The 12,307-nt window shown below is 39.2% G+C and carries 11 protein-coding genes; 3 read left to right on the top strand and 8 right to left on the bottom strand.

The window, feature by feature from the left end; genetic code table 11:
* From QMQ21_RS18635 to QMQ21_RS18665, 7 genes are all read right to left on the bottom strand, one after another.
* Positions 1-215, bottom strand: a 215-nt coding sequence (locus QMQ21_RS18635; protein ID WP_261814952.1) for a toprim domain-containing protein, incomplete at its 3' end; no start/stop codon positions are given.
* A 117-nt stretch (positions 216-332) separates the two neighbouring features.
* Positions 333-1,181 carry a DNA-processing protein DprA gene (gene dprA / locus QMQ21_RS18640; RefSeq protein ID WP_033685171.1) on the bottom strand — a complete coding sequence of 283 codons (849 nt, stop codon included), beginning with the start codon at positions 1,179-1,181 and terminating at the stop codon, positions 333-335.
* A gap of 87 nt (positions 1,182-1,268) precedes the next feature.
* Positions 1,269-1,958 (bottom strand): sugar phosphate nucleotidyltransferase, encoded by a 690-nt coding sequence (locus QMQ21_RS18645; protein ID WP_000643974.1) that lies wholly within the window; start codon positions 1,956-1,958, stop codon positions 1,269-1,271.
* Positions 1,959-1,969: 11 nt separating this feature from the next.
* A complete protein-coding gene (locus QMQ21_RS18650) occupies positions 1,970-2,848 on the bottom strand; it encodes a DMT family transporter (protein WP_000791850.1) in 879 nt (292 codons plus the stop codon).
* Entirely contained in the window at positions 2,838-3,707 is an 870-nt protein-coding gene (gene licA, locus QMQ21_RS18655) for a choline kinase LicA (protein WP_049546500.1), read from the bottom strand. The genes QMQ21_RS18650 and licA overlap by 11 nt, the downstream gene beginning before the upstream one ends.
* A gap of 16 nt (positions 3,708-3,723) precedes the next feature.
* On the bottom strand, positions 3,724-4,746 hold the full coding sequence (locus QMQ21_RS18660) for a ribitol-5-phosphate dehydrogenase (RefSeq protein ID WP_000609877.1): 1,023 nt from the start codon (positions 4,744-4,746) through the stop codon (positions 3,724-3,726).
* A gap of 4 nt (positions 4,747-4,750) precedes the next feature.
* Positions 4,751-5,458 carry an IspD/TarI family cytidylyltransferase gene (locus QMQ21_RS18665; protein ID WP_000638493.1) on the bottom strand — a complete coding sequence of 236 codons (708 nt, stop codon included), beginning with the start codon at positions 5,456-5,458 and terminating at the stop codon, positions 4,751-4,753.
* A 440-nt stretch (positions 5,459-5,898) separates the two neighbouring features.
* Between QMQ21_RS18665 and tacF the strand changes: the two genes are divergently transcribed.
* The 3 genes from tacF to QMQ21_RS18680 are packed head-to-tail and all read left to right on the top strand — an operon-like array spanning position 5,899 to position 9,010.
* Positions 5,899-7,386, top strand: coding sequence for a type IV teichoic acid flippase TacF (tacF, locus tag QMQ21_RS18670; protein ID WP_261814953.1), 1,488 nt, complete (start codon positions 5,899-5,901; stop codon positions 7,384-7,386).
* A gap of 9 nt (positions 7,387-7,395) precedes the next feature.
* On the top strand, positions 7,396-8,199 hold the full coding sequence (locus QMQ21_RS18675; RefSeq protein WP_261814954.1) for a LicD family protein: 804 nt from the start codon (positions 7,396-7,398) through the stop codon (positions 8,197-8,199).
* A 1-nt stretch (position 8,200) separates the two neighbouring features.
* Positions 8,201-9,010 carry a LicD family protein gene (locus QMQ21_RS18680; RefSeq protein WP_261814955.1) on the top strand — a complete coding sequence of 270 codons (810 nt, stop codon included), beginning with the start codon at positions 8,201-8,203 and terminating at the stop codon, positions 9,008-9,010.
* Between the two features lie 69 nt (positions 9,011-9,079).
* On the opposite strand, the gene carB is transcribed toward QMQ21_RS18680, so the two are convergent.
* Entirely contained in the window at positions 9,080-12,256 is a 3,177-nt protein-coding gene (gene carB, locus QMQ21_RS18685) for a carbamoyl-phosphate synthase large subunit (RefSeq protein ID WP_261814956.1), read from the bottom strand.
* Positions 12,257-12,307: the final 51 nt, after the last annotated feature.

Consider the following 12,307-nt stretch of genomic DNA (forward strand, 5'->3'; position numbering starts at 1 on the left):
CCTTTTCCTCGGATATTGATATATTGCGGTTCATAATTATTTTCAATATCGACGGACATACTGGATTTCTTCAAATCACGGATATGCCCGACACTGGCTAAAACCTTGTAGTTTCTGCCTAGATATTTTTCAATCGTCTTAGCCTTAGCAGGCGACTCCACGATTACTAGATTTTTTTTAACTGTTGATTTTTCCTTTTTTGTTGCCGTAGCCACAGTATCACACCTTTTCAAAGTAATAAACTTTATAAAGTGTAAACCATTTTGCCATAACTGTCAAGACTTAGCTCCTATATATAGAAGAAAAGTTTGTCTAGTAAGCGAGTTTTCGTCTTAAAATTCAAATTCCGCAAGAACATCCTGCCCACTGGTGACCAATTTTGCACCTTCTTGAATCAAATGGTGGCAACCGTCTGATAGTCCATCTAAAATACTTCCAGGAATAGCAAAAACATCGCGTCCTTCTTCCATTGCTCGCTCACAGGTAATGAGACTCCCTGAGCGCATCTTAGCCTCTGCTACAATCACGCCACGACAAATTCCAGCAATGATGCGATTACGGGCAGGAAAATGAAATTTAAGAGGTTGTTCGCCAGGTCCATATTCACTGAGAACCAGATGATCATTGCCGATGTAGTCTTGCAAGCGTTTATTGGCTTTAGGATAAAACACATCCAGTCCTGTTCCAATCACTGCAATGGTTTTTCCGCCATTCTGAAGAGTTGCCATATGAGCTGCTGTGTCAATGCCCTTGGCTAATCCACTGACGATAACCAGTTCATTTTCCAATCCCTGAATGACTTTTTCAACTGACTTAGCTCCCTGTTTGCTACAAGAACGACTTCCCACGACCGCTACCTTAGGAAATTTCAAGAGGTCAAGATTTCCCTTGTAAAATAAAAGTACAGGCGCATCGTATATTTCACTCAAATCCCAAGGGTAACAGTCATCTAAAATAGAGAAAGATGGAAATTTTTTAAACTCCTTCTCCAAATGCGCATCGTCTATCTGAAAAAAACGTTCCATAAAAACAGCTGGATTTCGGCAACCTGAAATTTCTGCAATATCACCTAACAACAGTTCTTGATCAACATTTTCACCGTATTCTAGGACATTCAAAATCTGTTGATTGGTCAAACCTGATTTTTTTAACTTATAGATTTCATAGTTTGTGATTTTCATAAATAACTCCATTTCTTTTTCTACTCATCTATTTATTCGTAAAAAATCAAAAAAACATCCGACTATTTTAGCCAGATGTTGGAATCTTTAATTTTCGTTTTTAAGAATTTCTTCTAATTTATGATAGTCTTGGACACTATCGATTTCATAGATGCTATTGCCTTCTAATTCTTCAACATAGACATCTAACTCTTTGATGTTATCCTTAACCATATTGTCCCAGTAGAGATCAACAAACTCGCCACTTGCATAAGCCTTATCGATAAAGCTGACAATCTTTTCAGCAGTTGGAGCATCCCAGAATGATACACCACTAAGGATACGACCAGCCTTGCTATCAACAGTAATATCTTGAACCTTGTAGTCATCTCCATAGACCAAGAACCATTCATTGGTACAATCTTCACGATAAACACTAAAATAAGTCGAACGTGTCAAATCATTGCGGAACATATTTTTAAAGAGATAATTATCGGCATCGATAACATAACTGTTAGCTAATTCTTCTTTTACAAGATAGAGAGAGTAAAAGTTATTGTAGTCAGCGTATTTATCATTGAAAACGAGGCGAACTCCGTATTTTTCTTTCAAGTAATCGAATTGTTCTTTAAGGTAACCAACGATGATGATGATGTCATTGATTCCTTTTTCTTTGAGAAACTCAATTTGGTATTCAATCAAAGGTTTTTGATTAACCTGAACCAAGGCTTTAGGGGTATTTTCAGTCATAGGACGCAAGCGAGTTCCCAATCCCGCTGCTAAGATAATGGCTTTCACACGAATCTCCTTTATTCTTTAATAATAATATAAACTCCAGCAATGACGACAAGTGACGTAATAATTGTCAACATATCTAGCGGTGCACCCAAGAAAACAACTGCAAACAAGACTGTCCATACTACATAGCTCACATTCAAGCCTGTAGCCTTGGCTGGTTGCAAGCGATTGATAGCGATATAATAAGCCAAGTAGGAAATCATATCAAAGGCTGCAAAGACAATCATAAGACCTAGTAATTGTCCATTGGCCACTTCTGCAAATGACTGATGAGAAAAGAGCACAATCACAAGATAGGACAAGAATGAAGTCACTTGACGGATTAAGAGGGCTTCGATTTCACTCAGTTCACTTTCCATGGCAAAAGAGCTAAGAACACTCTCACTTCCCCATGCAATAGCACAAACCAAAGCACAGAGAATCCCAATGTAGAAGGAATTGACCTGTTCAACCTTATAGGTCTGAGCAATAATCCCTCCAATAATCAAGACAATCCCAAACACAGTATTTTTTGAAATCTTGTGCTTCAAAAAGAAGAAAGCCAATAAAACAGAAATCGCAGGGTAGATAGCCGATACTGATGAAGCTAAGGAACTTCCGATATACTTAACTGCATAAAGGTTAGCCTGCATACCGATAGGGCCTGCTAGCAAAGCTCCGATGATAACACTCACATTGCGAATATTTAAGAAAATTGAGAGACGAACTTTTCCTTCTTTTACCAAAAGAAAAGCTAGTAAGATAAAGATACTCAAGAAATCGTGAGCAGCAGCCACCACAAAGGGTGACAAATCTGTAAAAATCGAAAAGATATAAGCACTAATCGTTAGACCTAAGCCCCAGAAAACACCTGAGAGTAGACCAAAAGAAACTCCATTTTTATTTTTCATCTGAACCTCCATAATATGACAAACCTTTAACAGCTCTTTGGTAACGATTTACACCATAGTCACCAAAATCTGCACCTTGCTCTTCTTTGTAGACTGTCCATAGACTCCAAATAGCATCTTGTAAAATTTTATAAATGGCAATCTTTTCACGAGAGACAGGTGTTTGCTCACTCTCATAGTGAGACAAGAAGTCTTCTTCCTCTTGACGAGTAAATTCAGACTCTAAAAAGAGGGCAGCCAAATCCCACATTGGATCGTTCATTGATGAATATTCCCAGTCAATCAGGTAAAGACGTCCTTGAGGTGATTCGATAAAGTTTTCAGGCACCAAATCGATATGACAAGATTTTCTGTCAACACCTAAGTCAGCCAGTCTTTTCTCTAAGGAGAAGACTTCTTCTCGAACAGCTTCATAGTTGGCATAAGGAATTTTTTCCTCAATCAAAGATTCGTATTTTTTGATTTCTTCAAAAGGAGCAAATTCTCCTCTTAATTCCTTGCCAGAAGCATGAATGGTTTGTAAAATTGGAGCAATTTTATCAAATTTGGTCTTGATTGACGTTGAATCAAGCGTAATCGCAGATTCGATATACTCATTTACTTTGATACCAGCTTCAATATCAAAAAGGTAATTTCTTACATCTAAGTCTAAATCCTTTAGTAGTTCAAGATTGTACTTTTCATCTTGACGATTGATCAGCTTTTCTGTCCCTTTACCAAAGAATTTAACAATGTATTGCTTATTTGTTGTTTTGACCAAATAGTTTTGATTGGTCATTCCCCCCAGTTGTTCAACACTGAGGACTTCCTCTTCTTGACTAAGTAGGGAAGAAATTTTTTCTTTAATGATTTTCTCCACAATTAACCTCCAGTTCTTATACTTCCCACTTAAACACGGTTTTAAAGGCTGTGTTTAAATCGGTCGCAAAGACACGGTGAATATCTTTAATTTCTCTTACAGGTTCTTCTAGATAAAGGATATTTTTAAGACGATTGGCAAATTTCTTGACTTCCATCATTTGGATTGCATTTTCAAAATCAATGCGACCAGAACGAGAGGAACCAACCAAGAGCAAGCCTTTTTCTAAGGCATCGCGTGTATTGAGATTGACTTTATACTCGCTAACTCCCATCATGAGAATCGTTCCCTGAGGACGAATGTAGCGAATCAGGTCATTAATGGCTGGTCCAGTACCATCACCACCACAACACTCAAAAGCATGGTCAAAGGCCAAATCTTCAGGAATATTATCAGTAATATAGCATTCTTTGGCAAATGAGAAAAGTTCCAATTTTTCCCAATGACGACCAATAACCACAATCTCTGCTTCTGGCAAAGTATAGTTGATAATATTGGCAACCACAAATGCTAAACTTCCATCTCCGATAACGGCGATTCGGTCCCGCTTGCTATGAGCAAGGGTCAATAGACGATTCATAGCGTGCATGCCGACACTGACGAACTCTGTAATGGCTGCAACCGTATCTTCGATAGCATCATAAGCCACCACACGGTCTTTAGGGAGAGAAACAAACTCTCTCATAAAGCCATCAAAGCCACTAGACAAGAAATGGGTCCCTGTCATGTAGTTCTCATAGAATTCTTCATCACTCTGCATAGGTGGCTGATTAGGAATCATGACAACTTTTTGCCCAACCTCGTAGGTTCCTGTCGGGTCAGAAATAACAGTTCCACATGACTCGTGAATCATTGCCATTGGAAGCTTTTTATTCAAAATCTTCGGATCACGTTTCCCCTGGTAGTAACGCTGATCCGCATGACAGACCGCCATATAATTAGGGCGGATGAGGATATGATTCTCTTGGTCAATAGCCTCTTCCTGATATTTGACATTGATAAACTTAGGCTTAGTTAGTTGATAAATTTGATTAATCATTTTACTAGTCTTTCTCAATCATACTTTTTGCAATCTTCAAATCTGTTACGGTTGTAATCTTCAGATTTGAGTATTCACCCTTGGCCAAGGCCACATCTTTTCCTTTAATCACAAAGATTTTACATGCATCTGTCAAGATTTCCTTCTCTTCAGCAGAGAGAGAACCGTAAAGGTCCATGAAGTCCTTGCAACGGAATGTTTGAGGTGTTTGTCCTTGATAAAGGTGAGCACGATTTGGAATATCTGTAATGAATTGACCATTGGTACTTTCAACGATAGTATCAACCGCTTCTACCACTGTGTCCACTGCGTCATGATTTTGCGCAAGTTTGATATTGTCTTGAATCATGCGAAGTGTAATAAATGGACGAACAGAATCGTGGGTAACAACGATATCCTCTGGAGTAAGCGGACGATAAGCATCAATGGCTTCAATGATTTTCTCAATACTCGTATTACGGTCAGCACCACCCTTTGTAATGATGATACGTTCCTTATGAAGAGGAAGATATTTATCTACAAGATCTTCTGCATGAGAAACCCAGTCCCCATGAACCCCAACTACAATTTTTTCAATACTTGGTTCCAAGACAAATTTTTCAATTGTATGAATCAAAATAGGTCGATCACCTAGCTCTAAAAATTGTTTTGGCAAGTTACTGATTCCCATGCGTGTGCCAGTTCCACCAGCAAGAATTCCTGCATAAATCATCTATTTTCTCCTTTGTCTTACTAAAAAAACTTATTCTCTCTATTATACCACAATCTAGTCCTATCATGAAAGAAATACCGGCCCTCCCGTTCTAGAATAGAAGGATTAAGGAGTTCTATTATTCAAAATAACTAGTCCATTTCTAGTAATGACTAGGAATTCGGTAGTCATTACCAATAAATGGCTGTGAAATTTTAGAGTTCTTCAGAATAATATAGTTTTCTTAAAGAAAGCTTAAAATCAAACTTTGAAACTTCAAAGTGATTACTTGACTTATACTCAATGAAAATCAAAAAGCAAACTAGGAAGCTAGCCGTAAGCTGTACTTGAGTACGGTAAGGCGACGCTGACGTGGTTTGAATTTGATTTTCGAAGAGTATTACTGCCCTTCATTTCTTATTAGCTGACTTTATGATATAATGAAAAACGAGGTAAATTGAATGAAAAGTATAAAATTAAATGCTCTATCTTACATGGGAATTCGTGTCTTGAATATTATTTTTCCCATCTTAACTGGTACCTACGTCGCGCGTGTCTTGGACCGAACTGACTATGGTTACTTCAACTCAGTCGACACAATTTTGTCATTTTTCTTACCCTTTGCAACTTATGGAGTCTATAACTACGGTTTACGGGCCATCAGTAATGTCAAGGATAACAAAAAAGATCTGAATAGAACCTTCTCTAGTCTTTTTTATTTGTGCATAGCTTGTACGATTTTGACCACCGCTGTCTATATCCTAGCCTATCCTCTCTTCTTTACAGATAATCCAATCGTCAAAAAAGTCTACCTTGTTATGGGGATTCAACTCATTGCCCAGATTTTTTCAATCGAATGGGTTAATGAAGCTCTGGAAAATTACAGTTTTCTCTTTTACAAGACTGCCTTCATCCGTATCCTGATGCTGGTCTCTATTTTCCTGTTTGTCAAAAATGAACACGATATTGTTGTCTATACACTTGTGATGAGTTTATCGACACTGATTAACTATCTGATTAGTTATTTTTGGATTAAAAGAGACATTAAGCTTGTTAAGATTCACATAAGTGATTTCAAACCGCTCTTTCTCCCTTTAACAGCCATGTTGGTCTTTGCCAATGCCAATATGCTCTTCACTTTTTTGGATCGTCTCTTCCTCGTTAAAACAGGGATTGATGTCAACGTTAGTTACTATACCATGGCTCAGCGAATTGTGACCGTTATAGCTGGTGTCGTAACAGGAGCTATCGGAGTGAGTGTGCCTCGTCTCAGTTACTATTTGGGTAAAGGAGACAAAGAAGCCTATGTTTCTCTGGTTAATAGAGGTAGTCGAATCTTTAACTTCTTTATCATTCCACTGAGTTTTGGACTCATGGTTTTAGGACCAAATGCCATCCTACTTTACGGTAGTGAAAAATATATCGGAGGTGGTATTTTGACCTCTCTCTTCGCTTTTCGTACGATTATCCTGGCCTTAGATACCATTCTTGGTTCCCAAATTCTCTTTACAAATGGTTATGAAAAACGTATCACAGTCTACACAGTCTTTGCAGGATTACTCAATTTGGGCTTGAATAGTCTCCTCTTTTTCAACCATATCGTGGCTCCTGAATACTACTTACTGACAACTATGCTATCAGAGGCCTCTCTACTTGTTTTCTATATCATTTTCATCCATAGAAAACAACTTATTCACTTAGGACATATCTTTAGCTATACTGTTCGATACTCGCTCTTTTCACTTTCCTTTGTAGGAATTTATTTCCTGATTAATTTCTTGTATCCCGTGGATATGGTCATTAATTTGCCATTTTTGATTAATACTGGTTTGATTGTCTTGCTATCAGCCATCTCTTATATTGGTCTACTTGCCTTCACCAAAGATAGCATTTTCTATGAATTTTTAAACCATGTCCTAGCCTTAAAAAATAAATTCAAAAAATCATAGGAGTTTAGAATGAAACAACTAACCATTGAAGATGCCAAACAAATTGAATTAGAAATTTTGGATTATATTGATACTCTCTGTAAAAAGCACAATATCAACTATATTATTAACTACGGGACTCTGATTGGGGCAGTTCGACATGAGGGCTTTATCCCTTGGGACGACGATATTGATCTGTCCATGCCTCGAGAAGACTACCAACGATTTATAAACATTTTTCAAAAGGAAAAAAGCAAATATAAGCTCCTTTCCTTAGAAACTGATAAGAACTACTTTAACAACTTTATCAAAATAACAGACAGTACAACTAAAATTATTGATACTCGAAATACAAAAACCTATGAGTCTGGTGTTTTTATCGATATTTTCCCTATGGATCGCTTTGATGATCCTAAGGTCATTGATACTTGTTATAAACTGGAAAGCTTCAAACTTCTGTCTTTCAGTAAACATAAAAATATTGTCTATAAGGATAGCCTTTTAAAAGATTGGATACGAACAGCCTTCTGGTTACTCCTTCGACCTGTTTCTCCTCGTTATTTCGCACATAAAATCGAGAAAGAAATTCAAAAATATAGTCGTGAGAATGGGCAGTATATGGCTTTTATCCCTTCTAAATTTAAGGAAAAAGAAGTATTCCCAAGTGGTACCTTTGATAAAACAATTGATTTACCCTTTGAAAATTTAAGCCTTCCTGCACCTGAAAAATTTGATACTATTTTGACACAATTTTATGGAGATTATACGACCCTACCACCAGAAGAAAAACGCTTCTACAGTCATGAATTTCACGCTTACAAATTGGAGGATTAGGATGCAATATTTAGAAAAAGAAGAAATTAAAGAAATTCAACTAGCCCTGCTAGACTATATTGATGAGACTTGTAAGAAACATGATATTCCTTATTTTCTAAGTTATGGAACCATGCTTGGAGCTATCCGCCACAAAGGTATGATTCCCTGGGACGATGATATCGATATTTCCCTTTATCGTGAAGATTATGAGCGCTTATTGAAAATTATTGAGGAAGAAGACAATCCACGTTATAAGGTTCTATCCTACGACACTTCTTCTTGGTACTTCCATAATTTCGCATCGATTTTGGATACTTCTACTGTTATCGAAGACCATGTTAAGTACAAGCGTCATGACACCAGTCTCTTTATCGATGTCTTCCCAATTGATCGCTTTACAGACTTGAGCATTGTCGACAAGAGTTATAAGTATGTAGCCCTTCGTCAACTGGCTTATATCAAAAAATCACGCGCAGTTCACGGTGATAGCAAATTAAAAGATTTTCTAAGATTATGTAGCTGGTACGCCCTCCGATTGGTCAATCCTCGCTACTTTTACAAGAAAATTGAGCATTTAGTCAAAAATGCTGCAACCAGCACTCCTCAATATGAAGGAGGAATCGGGATTGGTAAGGAAGGTATGAAAGAAGTCTTCCCAGTTGATACCTTTAAAGAACTCATCTTAACTGAGTTTGAAGGCCGTATGTTGCCCGTCCCTAAAAAATATGATCAATTTTTAACCCAGATGTATGGGGATTATATGACACCACCATCAAAGGAAATGCAAGAGTGGTATAGCCATAGTATTAAAGCTTATCGCAAAAGCTAATTAAGCAGTAGTTTACAAGAAAAAATATAACAAAAAAGAGAAGATCGTTATACCTTCTCTTTTTTCTATTTAAATCGCTTCTGTGACAAAACTACGGCTTTCCAATACTTTGAGCATGGCGTTAGCTGTATCTAGGGCTGTAAAGAGGGGCACCCCATGTTCAATGGCTGAACGGCGAATTTGCTCTCCATCTTCGTCAGCAGTTCGTTTTGTTCCTACTGTGTTAATGATAGCTTGAATTCTTCCTTTACGAACAAAGCTTGGAATATCCTTATCGTCATCACCAATCTTACCAACAGGTTGGGCTTGCAATCCATGACTGGCAAAGAAGGCTGCTGTCCCTTCTGTCGCGAGGATTCCATAGCCAATATTTTGGAAACGGCGAGCCAAGTCCAAGGCTTCTTCTTTGGCATCATCAGCGATTGTAAATACAACGTTACCAAAAGTTGGCAAGTGTAGGTAAGAAGCTTCAAAGGCTTTATAGAGAGCTTTTTCCAAAGTCGTATCAGAACCCATAACTTCCCCTGTTGACTTCATTTCAGGACCAAGCAAGCTGTCTACCTTAGCTAGTTTGGTAAAGGAGAAGACAGGTGCCTTGATATGAACGCGGGTGCTTTCAGGGTAAAGTCCATCTTGGTAGCCAAGTTCTTCAAGTTTTTGACCAAGAATGAGCTTAGTTGCTACTTGAGCCATAGGGATATTGGTTACTTTAGAAAGAAATGGAACCGTACGGCTGGCACGTGGATTGACCTCAATAACGTAGACTTTTTCATCCTTGATAACAAACTGGATGTTCATCATTCCAAGGCAGTTAAGACCGATTGCTAGGCGTTTAGTATAGTCTGCGATTGTTTCTTGCACCTTTTGTGACAAGGTTTGTGGTGGATAAACGGCCATTGAGTCACCCGAGTGGACACCTGCACGTTCGATATGTTCCATGATACCAGGAATGAGGACATTTTCTCCGTCTGAAATGGCATCAACTTCACACTCTTGCCCAACGATGTAAGAGTCAACAAGAACTGGGTGGTCTGGACTAGCCTTAACAGCAGTTCGCATGTAAGAACGAAGGTCTTCTTCGTTTTCAACGATTTCCATGGCACGTCCACCAAGTACATAAGATGGGCGGACAAGAACTGGGAAGCCAATCTTGCGAGCTGCAAGCACTGCTTCCTCTTCATTGGTAGCCGTTTGTCCTGGTGGCTGTGGAATATCCAAATCTTTAAGAGCTTGCTCAAAGAGGTCACGGTCTTCAGCTCTGTCTAGGTCAGCGACTTGCGTTCCCAAAATGGTCACACCTGCTTTTGCCAATGGCTCCGCAAGGTTGATGGCTGTTTGACCGCCGAACTGAACGATAACCCCTTTTGGTTGCTCCAAGTCGATGACATTCATAACATCTTCGAATGTCAATGGCTCAAAGTAAAGCTTGTCTGATACAGAGAAGTCTGTTGAAACGGTCTCTGGGTTTGAGTTCATGATGATGGCTTCATAGCCAGCCGCCTGAATAGCCTTAACCGAGTGAACAGTTGCGTAGTCAAACTCAACACCTTGACCTATACGGATTGGACCAGAACCTAGGACTAGTACAGATTCCTTATCAGACTTGATAGATTCATTTTCCCATCCATAGGTTGAATAGAAATATGGTGTTTCAGAGTCAAATTCTGCCGCACAAGTATCTACCATCTTGTAAACTGGGACAATCTTGTTTTCCAAACGAAGCTTGCGAACTTGGTCAGCTGTAGTATTCCAGAGTTCAGCAATCTTACGGTCTGAAAATCCATTGAGTTTAGCTGTTTTCAAGACTTCTAGATCTTGTGGATGGGCACCCAACTCCTGCTCAATTTCAAAGATATGTAGGAGTTTATCGAGATAGAAGATATCAATCTTAGTCAATTCAGCAATTTCTTCTGGTGTGTAACCACGGCGAATTGCTTCTGAAACGTAGAAGAGACGGTCATCCTGGGCTTTGACTACTTTTTCAATCAAGGAATCATCAGAAACCTCTGCAAGTTCAGGCATTTCATTGTGGTGCACCCCAATTTCAAGGGAGCGACAAGCTTTAAGGAGAGATTCCTCGATGTTACGACCAATCGCCATGACTTCCCCAGTGGCCTTCATCTGAGTACCAAGACGGCGCTCACCCTTTTCAAACTTGTCAAATGGGAAACGTGGAATCTTGGCAACAACGTAGTCAAGGGCTGGCTCAAACATGGCATAGGTTGAACCTGTGACTGGGTTGATAACCTCATCCAAGGTCAAACCGACGGCAATCTTAGCAGCTAACTTAGCAATCGGATAACCTGTCGCCTTTGAAGCAAGGGCTGAAGAACGTGATACACGGGGGTTTACTTCGATGACATAGTATTTGAAGCTATGCGGATCAAGGGCCAGCTGAACATTACATCCACCTTCAATCTTGAGGGCACGAATGATGCTCAAGCTTGCGTCACGAAGCATTTGGTTTTCATAGTCTGACATGGTTTGCGCAGGGGCAAATACAATGGAATCTCCTGTGTGAATCCCAACTGGGTCAAAGTTTTCCATGTTACAAACAACCAAAGCATTATCAGCTGAGTCACGCATCACTTCGTATTCGATTTCCTTGAAACCTGCGATTGAACGCTCAATCAAACATTGGGTCACAGGTGACAATTTCAATCCATTTTCAGCGATTTCACGCAATTCTTCCTCATTAGCACACATACCACCACCAGTACCACCAAGTGTAAAGGCTGGACGAACGATGACTGGGTAGCCAATTGTTGCTGCAAAGGCAACAGCTTCTTCAACAGTGTTTACAATTTCAGATTCTGGAATGGGTTGGTTGAGCTCTTCCATCAATTGTTTAAAGAGGTCACGGTCCTCCGCTTGGTCGATGGCAGATAATTTAGTTCCCAGAAGTTCAACTCCAAGCTCATCTAGGATACCATTTTTAGATAATTCCATGGCCATGTTGAGACCTGTCTGACCACCGAGTGTTGGTAGCAAGGCATCTGGACGTTCCTTACGAAGAATACGTGTCACAAACTCAAGTGTAATCGGCTCAATATAAACCTTATCAGCAATTTCCTTGTCCGTCATGATGGTTGCAGGATTTGAGTTAACCAAAACAACCTCATAACCTTCCTCTTTCAAAGACAAGCAAGCCTGGGTCCCAGCATAGTCAAACTCAGCAGCCTGACCAATAATAATCGGACCAGAACCAATCACCATAATTTTTTGAATATCAGTACGTTTAGGCATAGTTTATGATACAAAGCCCGTAAAGAACACAGTGAAAATAGGAAACTCGGT

The organism is Streptococcus bouchesdurhonensis (assembly GCF_948472335.1).